Source organism: Arthrobacter endolithicus (genome assembly GCF_026627425.1).
Lineage (GTDB): Bacteria > Actinomycetota > Actinomycetes > Actinomycetales > Micrococcaceae > Arthrobacter_M.
Genome location: NZ_JAPNLH010000012.1, coordinates 99,329 through 119,938 on the forward strand (window position 1 = coordinate 99,329; position 20,610 = coordinate 119,938).

At 64.3% G+C, this 20,610-nt stretch carries 18 protein-coding genes and 1 tRNA gene; 11 read left to right on the forward strand and 8 right to left on the reverse strand.

From position 1 onward, the window contains the following. Window positions 1-87 precede the first annotated feature (87 nt). From OS914_RS12175 to tmk, 4 genes are all read right to left on the reverse strand, one after another. Window positions 88-160 (reverse strand) — tRNA-Thr (locus OS914_RS12175). Window positions 161-287: 127 nt separating this feature from the next. Next, window positions 288-1,889 carry an alpha/beta hydrolase gene (locus OS914_RS12180; RefSeq protein WP_267546321.1) on the reverse strand — a complete coding sequence of 534 codons (1,602 nt, stop codon included), beginning with the start codon at window positions 1,887-1,889 and terminating at the stop codon, window positions 288-290. Between the two features lie 94 nt (window positions 1,890-1,983). After that, window positions 1,984-3,138, reverse strand: a complete 1,155-nt coding sequence (locus OS914_RS12185) for a DNA polymerase III subunit delta' (protein WP_267546322.1) — start codon at window positions 3,136-3,138, stop codon at window positions 1,984-1,986. Further along, window positions 3,135-3,794: a dTMP kinase gene (tmk, locus tag OS914_RS12190; protein ID WP_267546348.1), complete on the reverse strand. Its 660-nt coding sequence runs from the start codon at window positions 3,792-3,794 to the stop codon at window positions 3,135-3,137. Before tmk ends, OS914_RS12185 begins: the two co-directional genes overlap by 4 nt. Window positions 3,795-3,919: 125 nt before the next feature. On the opposite strand from tmk, the gene OS914_RS12195 reads away from it, so the two are divergent. Both OS914_RS12195 and OS914_RS12200 read left to right on the forward strand, forming a co-directional pair. After that, on the forward strand, window positions 3,920-5,158 hold the full coding sequence (locus OS914_RS12195) for a trans-sulfuration enzyme family protein (protein WP_267546323.1): 1,239 nt from the start codon (window positions 3,920-3,922) through the stop codon (window positions 5,156-5,158). Then, on the forward strand, window positions 5,148-5,495 hold the full coding sequence (locus OS914_RS12200; RefSeq protein WP_324290654.1) for a DUF2516 family protein: 348 nt from the start codon (window positions 5,148-5,150) through the stop codon (window positions 5,493-5,495). Before OS914_RS12195 ends, OS914_RS12200 begins: the two co-directional genes overlap by 11 nt. Before the next feature lies 1 nt (window position 5,496). Here OS914_RS12200 and OS914_RS12205 read toward each other — a convergent pair whose 3' ends face one another. Beyond that, window positions 5,497-6,375: a class I SAM-dependent methyltransferase gene (locus OS914_RS12205; RefSeq protein WP_267546324.1), complete on the reverse strand. Its 879-nt coding sequence runs from the start codon at window positions 6,373-6,375 to the stop codon at window positions 5,497-5,499. A gap of 49 nt (window positions 6,376-6,424) precedes the next feature. Here OS914_RS12205 and OS914_RS12210 point away from each other — a divergent pair, with 49 nt between their 5' ends. Next, window positions 6,425-7,174: a phosphoglyceromutase gene (locus tag OS914_RS12210; RefSeq protein WP_267546325.1), complete on the forward strand. Its 750-nt coding sequence runs from the start codon at window positions 6,425-6,427 to the stop codon at window positions 7,172-7,174. Window positions 7,175-7,218: 44 nt separating this feature from the next. Here OS914_RS12210 and phoU read toward each other — a convergent pair whose 3' ends face one another. Next, window positions 7,219-7,878, reverse strand: a complete 660-nt coding sequence (gene phoU, locus OS914_RS12215; RefSeq protein WP_267546326.1) for a phosphate signaling complex protein PhoU — start codon at window positions 7,876-7,878, stop codon at window positions 7,219-7,221. A gap of 247 nt (window positions 7,879-8,125) precedes the next feature. Here phoU and OS914_RS12220 point away from each other — a divergent pair, with 247 nt between their 5' ends. Both OS914_RS12220 and OS914_RS12225 read left to right on the forward strand, forming a co-directional pair. Then, entirely contained in the window at window positions 8,126-9,355 is a 1,230-nt protein-coding gene (locus tag OS914_RS12220; protein WP_267546350.1) for a sensor histidine kinase, read from the forward strand. Further along, window positions 9,352-10,032 (forward strand): response regulator transcription factor, encoded by a 681-nt coding sequence (locus OS914_RS12225; protein WP_267546327.1) that lies wholly within the window; start codon window positions 9,352-9,354, stop codon window positions 10,030-10,032. Before OS914_RS12220 ends, OS914_RS12225 begins: the two co-directional genes overlap by 4 nt. A gap of 59 nt (window positions 10,033-10,091) precedes the next feature. On the opposite strand, the gene OS914_RS12230 is transcribed toward OS914_RS12225, so the two are convergent. Next, on the reverse strand, window positions 10,092-10,667 hold the full coding sequence (locus OS914_RS12230; RefSeq protein WP_267546328.1) for a hypothetical protein: 576 nt from the start codon (window positions 10,665-10,667) through the stop codon (window positions 10,092-10,094). A gap of 287 nt (window positions 10,668-10,954) precedes the next feature. Between OS914_RS12230 and OS914_RS12235 the strand changes: the two genes are divergently transcribed. From OS914_RS12235 to glgX, 6 genes are all read left to right on the forward strand, one after another. Next, the gene (locus OS914_RS12235) at window positions 10,955-11,437 is read left to right on the forward strand and encodes a CarD family transcriptional regulator (protein ID WP_267546329.1); all 483 of its coding nucleotides are present in this window, start codon (window positions 10,955-10,957) and stop codon (window positions 11,435-11,437) included. 148 nt (window positions 11,438-11,585) lie between these two features. Next, complete coding sequence (gene ispD / locus OS914_RS12240; protein ID WP_267546330.1) at window positions 11,586-12,350, forward strand: 2-C-methyl-D-erythritol 4-phosphate cytidylyltransferase; 765 nt, start codon at window positions 11,586-11,588, stop codon at window positions 12,348-12,350. Between the two features lie 2 nt (window positions 12,351-12,352). Then, a complete protein-coding gene (gene ispF / locus OS914_RS12245) occupies window positions 12,353-12,853 on the forward strand; it encodes a 2-C-methyl-D-erythritol 2,4-cyclodiphosphate synthase (RefSeq protein ID WP_267546331.1) in 501 nt (166 codons plus the stop codon). A gap of 50 nt (window positions 12,854-12,903) precedes the next feature. After that, a complete protein-coding gene (cysS, locus tag OS914_RS12250; RefSeq protein WP_267546332.1) occupies window positions 12,904-14,367 on the forward strand; it encodes a cysteine--tRNA ligase in 1,464 nt (487 codons plus the stop codon). 125 nt (window positions 14,368-14,492) lie between these two features. Next, window positions 14,493-15,497, forward strand: coding sequence for a 23S rRNA (guanosine(2251)-2'-O)-methyltransferase RlmB (gene rlmB, locus OS914_RS12255; RefSeq protein ID WP_267546333.1), 1,005 nt, complete (start codon window positions 14,493-14,495; stop codon window positions 15,495-15,497). 8 nt (window positions 15,498-15,505) lie between these two features. Then, entirely contained in the window at window positions 15,506-17,719 is a 2,214-nt protein-coding gene (glgX, locus tag OS914_RS12260; protein ID WP_267546334.1) for a glycogen debranching protein GlgX, read from the forward strand. A gap of 114 nt (window positions 17,720-17,833) precedes the next feature. On the opposite strand, the gene glgP is transcribed toward glgX, so the two are convergent. After that, window positions 17,834-20,464: an alpha-glucan family phosphorylase gene (glgP, locus tag OS914_RS12265; protein WP_267546335.1), complete on the reverse strand. Its 2,631-nt coding sequence runs from the start codon at window positions 20,462-20,464 to the stop codon at window positions 17,834-17,836. Between the last annotated feature and the right edge of the window lie 146 nt (window positions 20,465-20,610).

A 20,610-nucleotide genomic window follows, 5' to 3' on the forward strand; every position in this document is an offset into this window, starting at 1 on the left:
CAGCGGATTATCCGAATGTGGCTCCCGGCGCCGGGAACCTATGGAATCAGAAAAGTCCCGCAGCTAGCGCTTGCGGGACTTGTTCGGAGCCTCCTAACAGAATCGAACTGTTGACCTTTTCATTACGAGTGAAACGCTCTACCAACTGAGCTAAGGAGGCCTGCGTCCACAGAAATCCAACGGATCCAAATCCGGTAGCGGACGCAAGAGACAACTCTAATCCAGCCCTTGGCCACAGGTCAAAACGCGGCGCAGGATGCCGCTCAAACCAAGCATCACGCGGTGCGTCAGCAGCGGGTCTTATCCGCCGGAACCGAGCCGTCCACAAAGTAGCCGTCCACCGCTTTGGTGAGGCAGTCGTTGGCGCGGCCATAAGCGGTGTGGCCGTCGCCGTCCCAGGTCACGAGCACGCCGGAGGAGAGCTGGGCGCGCAGTGACTGAGCCCACTGGTACGGTGTGGCCGGGTCGCGGGTGGTGCCAATCACGAGGATGGGTCCGGCGCCGTCGGCGGTGACTTTTGCTGGCTTATCGACCACCGGCGCGGGCCAGTCTTTGCAGGTGAGCCCGGAATAACCAAGCATCTTTCCGAAGGTGGGGGAGACTTTCTCCAGCTCCTGCGCCTGGCTGCGCATGGCTGCAACGTCGGTATCCATCGGGTAGTCAAGGCAGTTGATGGCGGTAAAAGCGGCGGCGGTGTTGGTGGTGTAGTGGCCCGAGGAGTCACGGTCGGCGGAATAGTCGGCCAGTGTCAGGATGGCGTTGGAATCGCCCTTGAACGCCGTGGTCAGCGCGGATTCGAGCGGATCCCACAGATCCGTGGAATACATAGCGAAGGCCAGCGCACCGGTGAACTCTTCCGCGGTGACCAGCCGTCCGTCCTTGGTTTTTTGCGGATTATCCACATAGCTGGCCCTAAGGTCGCGGATCTGCTGGACCGCTTGCTCGGGGGTCCCGCTGACCGGGCATTTGGCGTCCTGAAGGCAGTGCGCGGCCCAGGAATGGATGGCCTGCTCGAATCCGGCCGCCTGGCCCATCGTGATGTCCGCGTCCGTCAGCGAGGGGTCCAGGGCCCCGTCCAGGGAAAACTTGCCGACGTTGTGCGGAAACAGCCCCGCGTAGGTGGCACCGAGCTTGGTGCCGTAGGAGAAGCCCATATAGTTCAGCTTCTTGTCATTGAGCACGGCCCGGATGACGTCCATATCCTTCGCAGAGCTCTCCGTGTCGATGTACGGCAGGATGCCGCCGCTTTTCGCCTCGCATTGCGCCGTGTCTGCTTTTTGCCGGGCCTCATAACCGGCCAAGCCCGCGTCGGTGTCAAGATCAAATGTTTGCTGACGTTCCTTGTCCTGGGTCGCATCGTCGACGCACTGTACGGGTGAGGAGCGCTGTACGCCGCGGGGATCAAAGCCGACGACGTCGTAGGCGCCGCGGAGTTTGGCAGAGAAGTAGCTCTTGCCGCCGTCGCGCACCATGTTATATCCAGACGCGCCAGGTCCCCCGGGATTGACCAGCAACGAGCCTTGCCTTTCTCCAGTTGCGGCCAGCCGGATGAGCGCCAGCGAAAGGGACTTCCCCTGTGGGGCGGAATAATCCAGAGGCACCTTCACGGTAGTGCACTCGAAGGACTTTTCGCAGCCGTTCCACGTCACTGCCTGCGTGTAGTAAGTCTTCAGATCCGCTGGTGTACCTACCAGGTTTTCGGCGGCGGCTGAGGACACGATGGGGGCAGCGTCCGTGGTCGGGGCCAGCAGGGTACAGGAGGAGAGCAGCAGTGCACCGGCGACCGCAGCGGCGACGGCGCCAACGGTACTGAATCCAACAGGACTGAGTCCAACGGGACGACGGCGACGGCGGCGCAGTCCGTGCCGGAACAGCGGTATAGCATTCATGCATTTCTCCTCGGGCCAAACGGCGTACAGGTCAAACGGTGTGCGGGTCGAACGGTGGGCAGGTCAGACTGTGCAGGTCAAATGGTGTGTTGCACTAGAGCAGGCTGACGGCCATGGACTCCACGGCCAGCAGCGGAGCGACGTTGGTGGTGGTGATTCTGCGCCGGACGTTGTTAATGGCGTCCATCCGGCGCAACGTGAGCTCAGCGCTTCCCTTGGCTGCAAAAGCCAGCAGTTGCGGTCGCAGGGCGGTGTTCACCAGCTCCACCTCGGCCGTTTCATGGCCGGCAAACTGCAGGAGGAGGGTGTCACGGTAGAAGGAGAGCAAATCCGTCAAGGCCCGGTCCAGGGTGTCCGTGATGGAGCGCTTGGACCGGCGCTTCTGGTCATCTTCGAGGGCCCGTACCTGGGATCGCATCGACGGCGGCAGGGTCCCGGTTTCCGGCGCACCGAGGGAGACCAGCAGCGCTGACTTCTCTGCGGCGTCCCGTTCGTCATTGGAGGAGTTGGCCTCCGCCGTCGCCAGTTCCACCAGGGATCCTGCCGCACGGACCGCCGTGCTGACGTCGGAGAGCGTCAAGGGCAGGCGGACTATCGCGTCGCGGCGCTGCCGGGCGCCCTCGTCCCTGGCCAGCCGCCGGGCGATCCCGACGTGGCTCTGCGCGGCGCGGGCCGCATGTTCGGCCTGCCGCGGGTCAACGCCGTCGCGCCTTACCAGCAGCGCCGCAACATCTGCTACCGGGGGTACGCGCAGCGCGACGGCGCGGCAGCGGGACCGGATGGTGACCAAAACGTCGGCGGGGCTGGGGGCGCACAAAATCCAGATGGTGCGCGGCGGCGGTTCCTCGATCGCCTTCAGCAGGACGTTGGTCGTCCGTTCAATCATCCTGTCCGCGTCGCCGACGATGATGACTCGCCACCGCGCGGAGGACGGCCGGTCTTGGGCTTTAGTGACCAGCTCGCGGGCATCGGCGATCGCAATCGTGATTTTTTCTGTTGCCACGAAAGTGACGTCCGCATTGGTGCCGGCCAGCACCGTGTGGCAGGCGTGACACTGGCCGCAGCCGCGCTCGCTGAGTTCCGTGCGGTCACATACCAACGCCGCGGCCAGCGCCTTCGCGGCGTTGGACCGTCCGGATCCGGGCGGGCCGGTAATGAGCCAGGCATGGGTGGGGGACGGTGACTGAGCGGCCCGGCGGAGCTGGGCGACGACGGGTTCCTGCCCCTGCAGGTCGTCCCATACGCTCACGGCAATAGTCCTTGGACCCGGTCCAGTATTCGTTGCGCGAGCTCCTCGACGGGAGCCTGCGCACGGAGGACCAGATACTGTGCCGGGGAAGCGGCGGCGAGCCTGAGGAAGACCTTGCGAATGTCGCAGTGGAAATCATCGGGCTCGGATTCGAGCCGGTCCTCACCGGCGTCCGCGACAGTTCGTCGATGACGCCCGTCCGCCGGTTCCACGTCCAGCAGCAGGGTCAGATCCGGCCACAGACCGTCGGTGGCCCACTCATTCAGGTCCCGGATGCGGCGTTCGCCCAGGCCCCGGCCGCCACCCTGGTAGGCGACTGAGGAGTCCACGTACCTGTCGCTGATGACCAATTCCCCGCGTGCCAAGGCCGGGCGGATCACTTGGGCGGCGTGCGCGGCGCGCGCGGCAGCGAAAATCAGCGCCTCACTGCGGGCATCAATGTCGCCATTTCCGTGTTCGAGCACCAATGCGCGCAGCTTTTCGCCCACCGGCGTGCCACCCGGTTCGCGGGTCCGCAGCACCGTGTGGCCCAGCCGCTCCAGCTTCGTGGCCAGCAACGCGGCCTGGGTCGATTTGCCCGCGCCGTCGCCGCCCTCAAAAACGATGAACAGTCCGTGGCCGCTGTCCGCCTGTTGCTGGACGCAGACGCCGGGCAGAGGCTCAGCGGGGAAGGGAAGTTGATCGGGTACGGCTGCGGAAGTCACACCAGTAGCCTACCGACAATCCCTGACAGGCCGGATGAAAGTCCTAAGTGCACCGGCCCGCGCACTAATCTGGAGCTATGAGCCAGGAAGCCGCACCGAACCCTGCACCATCCTCACATCCGGCAGAACTTGCGCCGGACACCGTAGTTGTTGCCGCGGGCCGGCCCGAGCGCGGGCACGACGCGCCAGTGAACCCGCCGATTGTGTTGTCCTCCACCTACGTCGGGACAGGGCAGGTGGTGGACGGAGACAGGGCCTACGGGCGCTATTCCAACCCGACCTGGGATCCGCTGGAGGAAGCCCTCTCCGCTCTGGAAGGCGCATCCTTGCCGGGCCTGATCTTCTCCTCGGGGCTGGCGGCTGTTTCTGCGGCGCTCTCGCTCATCCCGGTGGGTGGCGTGCTGGTCATGCCCAGGCATTCGTATCAGGGAGCCCTGGTGATGGCCTCGGAGCTGCAGGCGCGGGGACTGTTTACCCTGCGCACGGTGGATATCGCCGACACCGAGGCAGCGGTTGCCGCCATCAATGGAACGGGCGGTAAGAACGACGGCGGCACGGCTGACAGTTCCGCGGCCGCCGGCATGCTCTGGCTGGAAAGTCCGACCAATCCGATGCTCGAGGTCGCCGACCTGCGCACACTCGCCGCTGCGGCAACGGCCGTGGGTGCCGTCGTCGTCACCGATAATACGTTCTCCACACCGTTGGTGCAGCAGCCGCTGGAACTTGGCAGCGACGTCGTTCTGCATTCGGTAACGAAGTATCTGGCGGGGCATTCAGACGTGGTGCTCGGCGCGCTGGTCACATCCGATGCCGGGTTGCGTGCCCAACTGCTGCACCACCGCTCCATCCACGGCGCCATCGCCGGTCCGTTCGAGGCGTGGCTGGCGCTGCGGGGTCTGCGCACCCTGGCACTGCGGGTGGAACGTTCACAGTCGACCGCCGCGGCGCTTGCCCGGCGACTGCAGGCGCATCCACAGGTGGAGGCCGTGCGCTTCCCCGGTCTCGCAACCGATCCGGGACACCAGCGCGCCAAGGTGCAAATGCGGGGTTTTGGCTCCGTCCTGGCCATCGAGGTCCGCGGTGGAGCGGCGGCAGCTGACGCGGTGGTCAAAGCTGTGCGACTGTGGACTCCTGCAACGTCCCTCGGCGGCGTCGAGTCGCTGATCGAGCGTCGCCGCCGGCACGCCAATGAGCCCGAATCCGTTCCAGCGAATCTGCTGCGGCTCAGCGTGGGAATCGAGAACCCGGATGATCTGTGGAACGATCTGGCGCAGGCTCTGACCGGGAACCCGCTAGGCTGGTCACGTGCTTATTAGTCACATTCTCATCGGAACCGTCCCCGGCCTGCTGCTGCAATTGCTGGGGCTGCTGGCCCTTGCGCTTTCGTTATGGGCACTGGCAGACTGCCTGCGCACCAAGCCATCCGACTTTGAGCGGATGGACAAGCGGACTAAAGGCTTCTGGGTGGGCATCACGCTCGCTGCCACCGTAGTCAGCGCGCTGTTCGTCCTGACACCGGTGCTGGGTTTCTTCCTGATCTTCGAACTCGCGGCAACCACCGGTGCGGGCGTCTACCTCGCCGATGTCCGGCCGGCTGTCAGCGACGCGCGGCGCGGCGGCAAGCGAAATCGCGGGCCATACGGTTCCTGGTGAGCTACAGCTGAACCGAGGGAGAAACAGCGGCCCAATCCACCGTTAGTTCTCCCAACCGCCAGCGTGCCGGGCCGTCGCGGACCGGCCACCCCGCGGTCCGCAGGGACTGGCAACCGGCCACCCAGCGTTGCCGGGCTCCGAAGGCACCCAATGGCGCGGCCTGCAGCCAGGCGTTGTCCAGTGCCTGGAGGAAGGTGTGAATCTTCTCGCCGGGGACATTGTGGTGGATCAGCGCCTTGGGCAGGCGTTCGGCCACATCCGAGGGCAGGGCGAACGCGCCGAACCGCAGGGACAAGGTCAGCGAAACGGGTCCGCCGGGCTTCACCGCAACCCAGCTGCTGAGCCGGCCAATCTCGTCGCAGGTTCCGTCGACCAGGATCCCGCCCGGGGCCAGCCGCGAGCACACCATCGCCCAGATAGCCGGGACGTCAGCCTCCTCATATTGCCGCAGTACATTAAAGGCGCGCACCATCACGGGATTTCCCGCGACGGGAATTTCGAACCCGCCCAAGTGAAAGCTGAGCCCCGCGTGCTCCAAAGGCTTGGCGGCAGTCACCCGGCCGGGTTCAATTTCGATGCCGGCGACATGTACGGCAGGATTCACCGCGGCGAGCCTGTGCTGCAGTTCCACGGCGGTGATGGGAGTTGCCCCGTATCCCAGATCGACCACTAACGGGCCGTGCGGGCCGGGCTTTGGGCCGCCGTCGGGGTTGCCGCCGTCACCGGACGTTCCGGTGCGCAGCCGCCAGGCCTGCGGGCCGGCCAACCAGCGGTCCACCCGGCGCAGGCGGTTGGCATTGGTGGTGCCGCGGGTAATGTTGCCGACGGGTTTGGCCACGCCACCGGTCCGGTGACTGATTCGTTCTGCCCGTTGCACCACGGACTTAGCCTAGCCGCCCTCGCGGAGCGTCCTCGGCTAGGATTCTTGCATGACCTCTTACAAGCTGATTCTCCTGCGCCATGGCCATAGCGAATGGAACGCCAAGAACCTGTTCACCGGGTGGGTGGACGTCGACCTGAACGACCAGGGGCGCCGGGAGGCTGTCCGCGGCGGCGAATTGCTGGTGGAACACAACTTGCTCCCGGACATCGTGTATACGTCCCGGCAGAAGCGTGCCGTGAACACCGCGAACCTGACGCTGGCTGCGGCGGACCGCGGCTGGATCGATGTCAAGCGAAGCTGGCGGCTCAACGAACGCCACTATGGTGCGCTCCAAGGCAAGGACAAGGCGCAGACGCTCGCTGAATACGGCGAGGAACAGTTCATGATCTGGCGCCGGTCCTTTGACACCGCGCCGCCGCCGCTGCCGGACGAGAGCGAATTTTCCCAGGTCGGCGATCCCCGTTACGCGGATCTGGGAGATTCGATTCCCCGCACCGAATGCCTCAAGGACGTGCTGGCGCGGCTGCTGCCGTACTGGGAATCGGACATCCAGAAGGATCTGGCGGCAGGGAAAACGGTGCTGGTCACCGCGCACGGAAACTCCCTGCGCGCACTGGTCAAACACTTGGACGGTATCTCTGACGAGGAAATTACCGCACTGAACATCCCCACCGGGATTCCGCTGGTCTACGAACTTGACGGGAACTTCAAGCCGCTGAATACGGGCGGAACGTACCTGGATCCGGCGGCTGCGGCGGAGGCCATTAAGGCAGTAGCCAACCAGGGTAAAAAGTAGCCGTTGGCGCTTTAGGTCTGCCGGGCCCGGTCAGCCGGAGGTGCTCAGAGAACGAAATCCTCCGGCTGCCACTGGCCGGTCACCAGATAGGCAACCTTGCGCGAGACCGAGACGCCGTGATCGCTGAAACGCTCGAAGTACCTGCTGGCCAAGGCGACATCAACGGTGGTAGCCGGCGATTCCTGCCACGCAGGAGCTGCGATGGCGTGGAAAACGCTTCGATGCAGTGCGCTGATGCTGGATTTTGCGGTCTGGATTTCCGTCACCAGTGCCAGATCCCGCGTTTGAAGCAGTTCGCCGACCTGCCGGGAAATTTTTAGATCCAGCCGGGCCAGTTCGTCAAAGGTGAACGTCAATGGCGCGGGAATGACTGTCAACGGGTAGCGCAGACGAGCAAGCTGGGCAATATGCCGGGCCAGGTCGCCCATTCTTTCCAGTGACGCGCTCATCCGCAGCGAGCCAACAATCATCCGAAGATCGCTGGCTACCGGCCCCTGCAGGGCGAGGATGTCGATGGCGCGCTCGTCCAGATCATTTTGCAGGAAGTCGATTCGGGCATCGGCGGCAATAACGTCCTGGGCCAGCTCGATATCCGCCCCTTGGAAGGCGCGGACGGCTTTTTCGGTGCCCTCTGTGACGAGTTGGGATATCTCGATCAGCCCTTCGCCGATTTGATGCAGCTCCGCCTGAAAAACTTTACGCACTGAGCGTCCTTTCGATGGGCGCGGGCCACTGCTGTGCAGCGTACCCTAATGCCGACTGCTACGGTTCTACAGCCATAGCCTGTGGGACCAGTTTTCCAGCAGCTCATGAACACTTCGGCACCAGCGGGTGAACGTTGGCTGAACGCAGCCGTTCGCCCGCATTCCGCCGGGTATTCCGGCGGCACTGTGGACAGGCTGCTGGATAAGGTGCTGCCGCATCTGTGCCTAAGCTAGTGGCGTGGACCCCATGCTGATTGGCGTAATCGGAGGAATCATCGGCCTTGTGCTGGGTGTCTTTGGCATGATCTCGTTTAATCTCAGCGAGCGTCAACGCCGGGAAACGGTGCAGGTTGAGGAGCCCACCCTGCCGGACGGTGCAGCCGAAGTCCTCTCCGTCGTCGGACGGGCGTTTGTCGTGGTGGACGCGATCGACGGCGTCGTTCGCGCGAGCCCCGGCGCCTACGCGTTTGGCCTGGTCCGCGGGCACACCGTGGTGCACCAGGAGCTGCTGCAGCTGACCGCGAGAGTGCGGCGCGACGGCGTTATCGCGGAAGCCGCGCTGGAACTGCCGCGGGGCCCGTTAGGGCAGGGAACCATTGTGCTCCAGGTGCGGGTGGCTCCGTTGGGGGAGGAATACATCCTGCTGCTGGCCGACGACCGCACGGAGATCACTCGGACGGAGGCGGTCCGCAATGACTTCGTGGCCAATGTTTCGCACGAGTTGAAGACGCCCGTTGGCGCCATCTCGCTGCTGGCCGAAGCGTTGGAGGCTTCGGCCGAAGACGAGGAGGCCGTCAGGCGATTCGCCAAGCGCACCCACACGGAAGCCGCACGGCTGGCGGCGCTGGTCCAGGACATCATTGAGCTGTCGCGGCTGCAGGGCACTGATGTGGTGCAGCAGGGGCAAGCGGTTGATCTGAACGCGGTGATTGCCGAAGCCGTGGATCGTTCCAGACTGACGGCCGAGAACAAGAACATCAGTTTCGCCGTGGGGGGCCACGCGGACCGGGCGGTTTACGGGGACCAGCATCTGCTGGTCACAGCCCTTCGGAATTTGATTGACAACGCCGTGAGGTATTCGCCGGAGAACACCCGAATCGGGATAGGTACAAATTCCGCGGACGGCCTGGTCAATATCGCTGTGACCGACCAGGGCGACGGCATCAGTGCGGAGGATCAGGAACGCGTGTTTGAGCGCTTCTATCGTGCCGATGCGGCGCGGTCCCGGCATACCGGTGGTACCGGGCTTGGCTTGAGCATCGTCAAGCACATCGTCGCCAACCACGGCGGCGAAGTAACGCTTTGGTCGCAACCCGGTAGCGGCTCCACCTTTACCGTCCGCCTGCCGGAGATGGAGGGCAGCCCGGAACCTGCGGTAGCGGATCACGCGGTGCCCGAACCGGCGGTGCCACAGCCCGGAAACCATTTCACTACCGGCGACGCGCGCGTCCAGAAAAACCAAGGAGCCACTGCGTGAGCAGAATCTTGATTGTTGAAGATGAAGAATCCTTTTCCGACCCATTGTCGTATCTGCTCGGCAAGGAAGGCTACGAGGTCCAGGTAGTGGACAACGGGCTCGACGCCGTCACGGAATTCGACCGGACGGGGGCGGACCTGGTGTTGCTCGATCTGCAGCTGCCGGGGCTCTCCGGGACGGAAGTCTGCCGGGCTCTGCGCCAACGTTCCGGCGTCCCGATCATCATGCTGACCGCCAAGGATGCGGAGATCGATAAGGTTGTCGGCCTGGAGCTGGGGGCGGATGATTACGTCACCAAGCCCTACTCAGCCCGGGAACTGGTCGCCAGGATTCGGGCTGTGCTCCGGCGGCAGGCGGAACCGGAAGAACTCATTACGGCCACCGTGCAGGCCGGACCGGTACGGATGGACGTTGAGCGTCATGTGGTCAGCGTAGGCGGGGTACCCGTGCTGCTGCCGCTGAAGGAGTTTGAGTTGCTGGAAATGCTGCTACGCAACTCCGGGCGGGTGCTCACCCGTGGCCAGCTCATTGACCGGGTCTGGGGCTCGGATTACGTCGGCGATACCAAGACGCTGGATGTGCACGTGAAACGGCTGCGCAGCAAGATCGAAAAGGACTCTTCGATGCCCCGCTACCTGGTCACGGTCCGCGGTTTGGGCTACAAGTTCGAGCCCTGACCGGTGCGGCGGCGCACGGCGTGGGCGCCGCCGTCGTACCGGTCAGCCCGTCGTACCGGTCAGCTGCCGGACGTGGCCGTGGCGCTGCTGGATGGGCTGGAGCTGGAGGACGGGCTGGACGTTGATTCCGGGCTTGGGGTGGGAACGTACTGCCGGTACTCCTTGAGCGTCCCGTCCAGGACCGGGACGTTGAGTTCAGACGTCTGCGGGCCGGTACTGCCGGTCTGTGCGAGCTTGAGCACTTCCATCGCCCCGGGCGCCGCGCTAACGCTGCTCAGAATGGACGAGTCGGACTTTTCAGTCAGGTAATAATCGCCATGAGCCTTGACGGCGATCTTCGTCTGCGAGCCTGCAGGTCCGCTGATGGTCAGCTGGATGTCGCTATCAGAGGTATTGAACACCGCGCCAATGATCCGGCCGGGCTTGTTTTCGCCGCTGGAGACGATCAGGATATTGCGCAATTCCAGGCTGCCCATGTCGGAACGCACCCCATCCGAGGGCGAGTAGATCTGGCCGGTGCTCTGCGGGTTGATATAGCTGCAGCCAGAGACCGCGAGCGCACCTGCGCCGATGAGTGCAATCAGGCTGATGCGCTGTGCACGATTGACTATCCGCTTGCTCGCAGCGATTCTCACGTCTAGAACTCCTCATAGAAAGGCCAACAGTATTCCGCCTCAGCTTATCTGGAAACAGGCGCTGGTCACGCTTCGGCCAGTAACGATCGCAGGTGCGAAATCTTCCCTGACGATCTGCGCCGTCGATTTCGGGCCGGACCGCCTGCATTGAAATGTTGTTTCGTCAAGGCCTTTCGGGTATCCATTTAGCACCGAGAGCTGGTCACTAGCTGGCGCTGACCTGCGAAAACGCCACCGGGAGGGGGCGGAATCGTGCTAAACTGGGATCCGGGAAAGGGAGAAACCACATGCTTTTTGAGGTCGGCGAGACAGTAGTATACCCCCACCACGGCGCAGCGAAGATCGAGGAGATCAAGATGCGCACCATCAAGGGCGAAGAGAAGATGTATCTCAAGCTCAAGGTGGCGCAGGGTGACCTAACCATCGAAGTACCGGCAGACAATGTAGACCTCGTCGGCGTGCGGGACGTCGTCGGCAAGGAAGGGCTGGAACAGGTTTTTGATGTTCTCCGTGCCGAGTTTACCGAGGAACCCACCAACTGGTCACGCCGGTACAAGGCCAATCTTGAAAAACTGGCCTCCGGTGATGTGATCAAGGTTGCGGAGGTTGTACGTGATCTCTGGCGCCGTGACCATGACCGTGGGCTTTCCGCGGGCGAGAAGCGGATGCTGGCCAAGGCCCGGCAGATTCTGATTTCCGAGCTGGCGTTGGCGGAAAAGACCGATGAAGACAAGGCCGCCACTGTCTTGGATGAGGTTCTGGCCTCCTAGGTCAAAGCGGACCTCTTCGTTTAGAACGGCAAAAGCCCCGGTGCCCATGGGTACCGGGGCTTTCTGCTGGCCAACGTCCAGTGGCGCGCGGCACTGGACGACAACGCCGGGCGTGGGCGCATGGAGACGGGGCGCTACGCTTAGGCGCATGGAAACACAGGGGAAAAACAAGCTCGCCGTCATCGTCGTCGCGGCCGGATCCGGCGAACGGCTGGGATTTGGCATGGCCAAGGCCAAGGTGCCGGTCGGCAGCGAGCCGATGCTGCTGCACACCCTGCGTACCGTAGTGTCGGCGAGGATAGCGGGGCAGATTTGCGTGGCGCTTCCGGCCGGGGATGCTGACCTGCGCGCGCTCTGCGAGTCACTGGATACCGACCGCTACCCAAAGATCACAACGGTCGACGGCGGTGCCACCCGGGCGGAGTCGGTGCGGGCGGCGCTGGCTGCTTTGGACGCCGAGGTGACAGCCGTACTAATCCAAGACGCGGCCCGGCCTTTAACCCCTGTGGAGGTCTACCATCGCGTCGCGCAGACCCTGGCAGCCGGTGCGTTGGCCGTCATCCCGGCCCTGCCGGTGACCGATACAGTCAAAGTAGTTGAGAGATCTGCGAGCACGGGAATCGCCGCTGAGTGCGTACGGTCGACTCCGGACCGTGCAGCGTTGCGTTCGGTCCAGACCCCACAGGGATTCGATCTGATTACCCTTCGCCGTGCCCACGATGCCGCGGCGGGGTTGAATGCTGAGCAGCTGGAAGCTGTGACGGACGACGCGATGTTGGTGGAGGCAGCCGGCGTTGACGTCTATGTGGTGAAGGGCTCCGCGAGCAGCCTGAAAATCACCGGCCCATGGGACCTGCTGCTCGCCGAGGCCTTGCTGGCCGGTCCGCTCGCACCCCGTTGGGTCGAGGGATAGCCATGGACAGTGCACGCCGAGCCCTTCCGCAGACCGGAATTGGGCTGGATGTCCATGCTTTCGCCCCGGCGGGTGAGACCGCGCCCTTGTGGTTGGCCGGTCTTTTCTGGCCCGGTGAACGTGGACTGACCGGTCATTCCGACGGCGATCCGGTGTCGCACGCGGCGGCGGATGCGTTGTTTTCAGCCGCCGGGCTGGGCGATCTTGGGACCCATTTCGGCACGGACCGGCCCGAATTCAAAGGGGCCAGTGGCGTGACGCTGCTGGCTCAGGCGGCCCGGATCGTCCGGGATGCCGGCTTTGAGATCGGCAATATCGCCGTGCAATTCGTCGGCAACAAACCAAAGTTCGCCCCGCGCCGGGAGGAAGCGCAGCATGCCCTCAGCGCTGCGGTCGGTGCTCCCGTCAGCATTTCCGCTACGACCAGCGACACACTGGGCTTTACCGGGCGGGGTGAAGGAATCGCCGCCATCGCCACGGCGCTGATCTGCCGCACCGAATAGCTGCGCCATGAGCGGACAAGTCCGGCAGTCCGATCCGCTAGCCTAGAACGGTGACCCTGCGCTTTTACGATTCCGCCACTGCCGAAATCCGCGACTTTCTTCCCCTGACCGAAGGGGAAGCCTCGTTGTACTACTGCGGCGCCACCGTGCAGGGTGAGCCGCACATTGGCCATCTGCGTTCCGCCTTGGCCTTCGACCAGCTGACCCGCTGGCTGCGGTATCGCGGGCTCAAGGTCACCGTGGTCCGTAATGTCACGGACATAGATGACAAAATCCTGTCCAAGAGCGCGGAAGCCGGCGAGCAGTGGTGGGCGCTGGCGTACCGTTTTGAACAGGCTTTTGAGGAAGCTTATGACGCCTTGGGAGTCGCCCGACCGACGTATGAGCCCCGCGCTACAGGTCATATTCCCGAAATGCATGCCCTGATCCAGGAGCTGATGGACCGCGGCCACGCCTATTCTGCGCCGGACGGTTCCGGAGATGTTTATTTCGATGTCCGGTCGTGGGACCGCTACGGTTCCCTGACGCACCAGCGACTGGACGACATGCAGGCAGCCGCAGATGTGGACCTCGAGTTCAGCGGCCGGAAGAAGGATCCACGGGACTTTGCCCTCTGGAAAGGCCACAAGGCAGGGGAGCCGGCGACGGCGGCATGGTCCAGTCCGTGGGGTGCCGGACGCCCCGGTTGGCACCTGGAGTGCTCCGCAATGGTGGGGAAGTACCTCGGCGATGCCTTTGACATTCATGGCGGCGGACTGGACCTGCGGTTCCCGCATCATGAAAACGAAATGGCACAGTCGCAGGCAGCAGGACGAAGCTTCGCAAACTTCTGGCTGCATAACGGCATGGTCACGTACCGCGGCGAGAAGATGAGCAAGTCCGTCGGGAACACCGTCAGCCCGGCTCAGCTGTTGGAACAGGCGCCCGCGCTGGTGGTGCGGTACTACTTGGGTCAGGCGAATTATCGGTCTGTACTCGATTACCGGCCCGAGTCCTTGCCGGAGGCCGCTGCTGCCGTCGATCGGATCCAGAGCTTCCTGACGAACGCGGCGAAGGCGCTCGGACCGGCCGCAGCGGCTGCCACAGCGGGGTCAGGCGCTGTGCCTGCAGCGTTTGAGGCCGCCATGGATGAGGACCTGAACGTCCCTGCCGCGCTCGCGGTGCTCCACGATACGGTGCGCCGCGGCAACACCGCCCTGGCCGACGGCAACACCGCCTTAGCAGATGGCACTGCCGGTGAAAGCGTGCTTCTCCAGACTTACCGCCAGGTCGGCGCCATGACGACGGCTTTGGGCATCAACCCGATGGATCCGCAGTGGAAGGACGCCGGCGGCGATCCGGCCGCGCTGCGTGCTCTTCAGACACTGGTGGAAGCCCGGCTGCAGGCCCGGCAGGTGGCGCGCAGCGCCGGAGACTGGGCTGCCTCGGACGCGATCCGGGATGCACTGGCCGTGGCCGGAATCGGCATTGCGGACTCCGCAGACGGCGCCAGCTGGTCGCTGCGGAAAAACTGAACCGCCTGGCGTCGGCGGATTTGGGCACGGTCGGTAAACTAGTAGTCCGTGGAGCAGTATACGTCCATGACATGTTAGATTTCCGGAGCCCCTAACGCGGCTCCACCAACCGTTAGGGTTTTACGATGGCCAATTCTTCCCGCGCAGGTGCCGTGCGCAAGCTCAAAAAGGGCCCCACCATCGGAACCGGCGGCCACGGCCGGAAATCCCTGGAGGGGAAAGGCCCCACTCCCAAGGCGGATGAGCGTCCGTACCATAAGGCGTTTAAGTCCAGGCAGCTTGCTGACCGCTCCGCTGCCAAGCACGGCAGCGAAAGCCCTGCCTCACGTGGCCGTGCCGGACGCAATGGTCCCAAGGGCCGCGCCACCGAAGAAATGGTGACCGGACGCAACTCAGTGGTGGAAGCCCTGCGGGCCGGGATTCCCGCCAAAGCTCTCTACGTCGCCGCCCGGATCGAGATGGATGAGCGGGTCCGCGAGTCGTTGAAGCTTGCGGCGGACCGCGGCATCCCGTTGATGGAAGCCCACAAGCCGGAGCTTGACCGGATGACGGAAGATGCCGTGCACCAGGGCCTGGTGCTGCAGATCCCCCCGTATGAGTACCAGGATGCCGTGGACCTCGCGCAGGAAACCATGACCAAATGGAAGAAGGGGTACATCAGCAACGCGCCTTTGTTTGTCGCCCTGGACGGCATTACCGATCCCCGCAATCTCGGGGCGATCATCCGCAGCGTCTCCGCATTCAGCGGCCATGCGGTGATTGTTCCGGAGCGCCGCAGCGTCGGCGTGACCGCCTCGGCGTGGAAGACCAGCGCTGGAGCAGCCGTCCGCGTCCCTGTTGCCAAGGCGCCGAATCTGAACCGCGCGCTTGCGGCGTTCAAGGATATGGGGATCTTCGTTCTCGGGCTGGACGGCGACGGGGATGTTTCACTGCCCGGCCTGACGCTGGCCGCGGAGCCCATCTGCATCGTAGTGGGTTCGGAAGGAAAGGGACTCTCCCGTCTGGTGCGGGAAAACTGCGATCAGATCGTCTCCATCCCGATCGATTCGGCAATGGAATCGCTCAACGCGTCGATGGCGGTTGGCATCACCCTGTACGAGATCTCCCGGCAGCGCTCGGCCACCGTCTGAAGGCTTCGATGACCGATCCACGCGTGCCGACCGTGCGGCGCGGCACGAGGGGAGACCCCGACGCTGGGGAAAACCCCGAAGCGGCAAGACCTTTGGGAGCGGCACGGTCGCGCCCGTTCCCGCTCGGCCTGAGCGGGCCGTTGCCGTCGAAAGGTCACGGCGCCGGCGGCGCCGGAGACCGCGTCAACGTTGCCGTATACGCTCCGGAACTGGACGAGGTAGAGATGTACGTCCAGGCTCCCGGAGGTTCCTGGCGTCACGTGCTGCTTCCGGATTGCAGTGATGGCGTCCATCACGGCACCGTGACGGGCGTCCCGGTGGGAAGCCGTTACGGGTTCCGCGGCGTTCGGGTCCCGGCCGGAGAAGGTCCGGAAATGTCAGCTCCGGCCGGTATCGAGGCGTCAGGCTTCCCGGCGTCGGGCTTCGATCCGGAAACGTCGCAGCTGTTGCTCGATCCCTACGGCCGCTACATCGACGAGCGCACCGCCTCCGGCGCCGTCCTGTATAGCTCGGTGCGGATGGGCAGTGCCTTCGACTGGGGCCACGATCATGGCACAGCTGGGCACACGCCGTGGCGGAATACGGTCATTTACGAGGCGCACGTCAAGGGCCTGACCATGCTCCATCCGGAAATTCCCGCGGAACTACGGGGTAGTTACGCCGGCATGGCGCATCCGGCAATGATTGGTTACCTGCTCGACCTCGGCATTACCGCCGTCGAGCTTCTTCCCGTGCACTTCCACATCGACGAGCCGCACCTGCGGACCCGGGGACTGAAGAATTATTGGGGCTACAACACGTTGGGCTACTTCGCCCCGCAGGTCTCTTACGCCAGTCCTGCCGCACAGGCAGCAGGGCCGCAGGCGGTACAGGACGAGCTCAAAGGCATGATCAAGCTCCTGCATGCGGCGGGGATCGAGGTCATTCTGGACGTCGTTTACAACCACACCGCTGAAGGCCCGGCGCAGCTGCCGGCGTTGTGCTGGCGCGGATTGGGGGACGGGACCTATTACCGTCACGAGGACGGACGTTACGCGGACAGCACGGGCTGCGGGAACACGCTGGACTTCAGCGAAATGCGCGTGGTGCAGATGACGCTGGACTCGTTGCGCTATTGGGTCGAGGAATTCCACATTGATGGCTTCCGCTTCGATCTGGCGGTCTCGCTGGCCCGCAACGCAGCCAATGAGTTCCGCGCGCTGCATCCCTTCCTGATCGCGGCCGCCACGGATAAAGCCCTGGCGGGGATCAAACTGATCGCTGAGCCGTGGGACCTGGGCGGCGGCGGCTGGCAGACCGGCAGATTCCCGGCAGGCTGGGTGGACTGGAACGATCACTACAGGGACGCGGTCCGGGATTTCTGGCTGTCGGATCAGGCTGCCCTGGCCGCGGGGGAGACCGGCGGCACGCTGGCACCGCTGGCCGACTCGCTGGCCGGCTCCGCAGCCCTTTTCGCTGCGTCCGGCCGCAGCCAGCTGGCGTCGGTCAATTTCGTCACCGCCCATGATGGTTTCACCCTGGCCGACCTGGTGTCCTACAACCACAAGGAGAACACGGCCAACGGGGAGGACAACAGGGATGGTCCGGATCATAATCGGAGCTGGAACCACGGGGTGGAGGGGTCCACCAATGATGATGGAATTCTGTCCGCTCGGGCCCGGACGGCGCGGAATATGATGGCAACCCTGCTGTTGTCCCTCGGGGTTCCGATGATTACCGCCGGCGACGAAATTGCGCACAGCCAGCGGGGCAACAACAATCCCTATTGCCAGGACAACGAAACCGCCTGGCTGGACTGGACCTTGGACGCCCCGGCGCGTCAGATGCTCGCGGCGACAAAACGGCTGATCCGCGTGCGCCGCGATTTCCTGGCGCACCAGCCCAGCGGCTATCCGTCCCGAGGCGAGAGCTCGTACCTGCACTGGTATACGGCGGATGGCACGCCGATGACGCAGGAGCGCTGGCACAATCCGGCCGAACGTGTGCTGCAGATGCTGATGGGTTCCCCGGCAGGTCTGCTGGACGGGCTTGTGGTCTTCAACGCCGGGGGTGCACCAACGTCGGTTACCCTTCCGGACCTGACCGACGACGACGGCGTGGCCCGCAGCTTCGAGCTGCGGTTCACCACAGCGGAGGATCACAGCGCCCGGCAAAGCGAGCGGGCGATCGCCGGCGGGACCTGCCGCGTCGAAGCGAACTCCATCAGCATATTCCGCTGCTAGCGGGCGCAGCGGTTCCGTACAGCTGAATCCGGCGGTGCCCCTTCCAGCTCTGTTGGTGAACACCAGTTCCGAAAGGAGCACCCCGGAGGCTGCGGGTGCCGGATCCAGTGCTTGCTAGGCGTTGGCGATGAGTCCCAGTTCAGCCTTGCTTGCCAGCGCGCCATGGTTCGGCAGCACGCGCACGGTGTAGCCGAAGCTTCCCGCGCGGTCCACCACGATGTCGCCGCTGAACAGATACCGGCCCTGCCCCAGGTCCTCGAACCGGTCCAGAACGGCAATCGTGGTATCGCTGAGCTGATCGTTGTCCAACGCCTTGCCGTAGGCAGTTTCCACGCTGACATCCGCCGGGTTCAGACCTCCCAGAGCCACATAAGCCTGGACCGTAATGGTGTCACCGATCTGCGGTTCCGCCGTCACCCCGAGGGAATCCACGTGCTCCACAGCCAGCTGCGGCCAGGCTTCCCGCACCCGGGCGATCCACAGGGCGAGGTCCTTTGCCTGCGCATAACCATCCGCGCGGGCAGCGCGGCCGGAGATGGCGGCCGGCTCATACAACCGGTTCACGTAGTCCTGCACCATCCGCTCCGCAGAGACGGCCGGCCCAAGCTTTGCCAGGGTGTGTTTGATCATGGAGATCCAATGCGTCGGGAGCTCCTCGGTGCCGGGCGTAGACGGCCCGGCGGCCCCGGCTCCGTTCGGGACAGAACCATAGACCACCGTCGACCCATAGAATCGCGGCGCCACCTGATTCTCCAGCAGTTCGTAAAGAGCCGCCGCTTCGATGTCGTCCCGTTCCTCGGCGGACGTGCCGACGTTCGCGGTGGGAATTGCCCACCCGTTCTCGCCGTCGTACAGCTCGTCCCACCAGCCGTCCATAACGGACAGATTCAGCGATCCGTTGATGGCGGCCTTCATCCCGGAGGTTCCGCAGGCTTCCAACGGGCGCAGCGGGTTGTTCAGCCACACATCACAGCCCGGGAAGAGGGTGCGGGCCATGGCGATGTCGTAGTTGGGCAGGAAAACAATCCGGTGCCGAACGGCGGGGTCGTCGGTAAACCTGACCAGTTCCTGGATCATCGCTTTCCCGGCGTCATCGGCCGGGTGGGACTTGCCGGCGATGACCAGTTGGATCGGGTGGTGCTTATCCAACAGCAGAGCCTTCAGCCGCGCCGGATCCCGGAGCATCAGCGTCAGCCGCTTGTAGGTGGGCACACGCCGGGCAAAACCGATGGTGAGCACGTCCGGATCCAGCACGTTCTCCGTCCAGGCCAGTTCGGCATCCGCGGCACCGCGTTTTTTCCAGGTGGAGCGCAGCCTGCGGCGGACATCCTTGACCAAAGCGCTGCGCAGGGTCCGGCGCAAAGCCCAGACATCGGCATCAGGGACGTCATAGACCTTGCCCCAATCCGGTCCATCCAGCACCTGGGCGCCGAAGCGTTCCGCAGCCAGCCCGCTGAGCCGGGGATCCACCCAGGTGGGAACGTGCACGCCGTTGGTGACCGAGGTAATCGGAACCTCGCTGTGGTCGAAGCCGGGCCAGAGTTTGGCAAACATCCCGCGGGACACAACGCCGTGCAGCTTCGCTACCCCATTGGCGCGCTGCGCCAGCCGCAGCCCCATGACGGCCATATTGAAGACGAAGGGGTCGCCGTCGTCGTAGTCTTCGGCACCAAGGGCCAGGACCTTGTCCACCGGCACGTTCGGGGCCAGGCCGGCTCCGAAGAAGTGCCGGATCTGCGCGGCCGGGAACCGGTCGATTCCGGCCGGCACCGGCGTGTGCGTGGTAAAGACGGTGGACGCACGGCCCGCTGCCAGGGCCGCCCCCCAACTCAGCGGCTCCGCTGTCACGGCTGGGTCCATCAGCTCGCGGATCCTCTCGATGCCAAGGAATCCCGCGTGGCCCTCGTTGGTGTGGAACACCTCCGGAGCAACACCACCGGTCAAACGCGCATAGATCCGCAGTGCTTTGACCCCGCCCATGCCCAGCAGGAGTTCCTGCTGCAGCCGGTGGTCCCCGCCGCCGCCATAAAGCCGGTCCGTGATGGTGCGGGCGGCGTCGTCGTTGCCCTGAACATTTGAATCCAGCAGCAGCAACGGAATACGGCCCACATCCGCGCGCCAGATATTGGCGAGCAGCTGGCGTCCCTCCGGCAGCGGCAGCCGCACCTGCGCCGGCGTACCGTCCGCTTCGCGCAACAGCGTCAGCGGCAAATTGTCAGGGTCCAACAATGGATAGGTTTCCTGCTGCCACGCATCACGTGACAGCGACTGCTTGAAGTAACCCGCTTGGTACAGCAGGCCGACACCGATCAGCGGCACGCCGAGGTCCGAGGCGGCCTTGAGGTGGTCACCGGCCAGGATGCCCAGTCCGCCCGAATATTGCGGAAGAGCCTCGGCGACGCCGAATTCGGGGGAGAAATACGCAATGCATTTCGGTGCGGAGGCCCCGAGGCCCTGGTACCAGCGGGGCTTGGTCAGGTAGTGCGTGAGGTCTTCTTCGGCGCGCCGAACGCGGGCGACGACGGCGGGGTCGGCCGCGAGCTGCTGCAGCTCTTCGCGTCCAACGGACCCGAGGAACGTCACCGGGTCGTGCTTGCTCTCTTTCCAGATCTGCGGATTGAGGGTGGCAAAAAGTTCACGGGTGGGCAGGTGCCAGGACCATCGGAGATTGGTGGCCAAGGCCGCCAGTGCGGAGATCGGCTCCGGAAGTACTGTACGGACGGTGAATCTGCGGATTGCCTTCATTTGCGCCACATTAGCGCACTCATCCGGTCATCTGTTAAAGCAGCAAAGGCGGCAGGGGAAAGGCCGCTTAATATGGCGTTGCGCAGCCGGCATACGGCGACCGAATCCGCGCGACCTTAGCAATCCGGGTCCTTTCTCGATAACGT

Bases quoted from the DNA above. Each gene is read 5' to 3' on its own strand.
- OS914_RS12180 (WP_267546321.1), bottom strand. From the start codon at position 1,889: ATGAATGCTATACCGCTGTTCCGGCACGGACTGCGCCGCCGTCGCCGT.
- OS914_RS12195 (WP_267546323.1), top strand. From the start codon at position 3,920: ATGAGCCAGGAAGCCGCACCGAACCCTGCACCATCCTCACATCCGGCA.
- OS914_RS12210 (WP_267546325.1), top strand. From the start codon at position 6,425: ATGACCTCTTACAAGCTGATTCTCCTGCGCCATGGCCATAGCGAATGG.
- OS914_RS12220 (WP_267546350.1), top strand. From the start codon at position 8,126: ATGCTGATTGGCGTAATCGGAGGAATCATCGGCCTTGTGCTGGGTGTC.
- OS914_RS12235 (WP_267546329.1), top strand. From the start codon at position 10,955: ATGCTTTTTGAGGTCGGCGAGACAGTAGTATACCCCCACCACGGCGCA.
- ispD (WP_267546330.1), top strand. From the start codon at position 11,586: ATGGAAACACAGGGGAAAAACAAGCTCGCCGTCATCGTCGTCGCGGCC.
- ispF (WP_267546331.1), top strand. From the start codon at position 12,353: ATGGACAGTGCACGCCGAGCCCTTCCGCAGACCGGAATTGGGCTGGAT.
- rlmB (WP_267546333.1), top strand. From the start codon at position 14,493: ATGGCCAATTCTTCCCGCGCAGGTGCCGTGCGCAAGCTCAAAAAGGGC.
- glgX (WP_267546334.1), top strand. From the start codon at position 15,506: ATGACCGATCCACGCGTGCCGACCGTGCGGCGCGGCACGAGGGGAGAC.
- glgP (WP_267546335.1), bottom strand. From the start codon at position 20,464: ATGAAGGCAATCCGCAGATTCACCGTCCGTACAGTACTTCCGGAGCCG.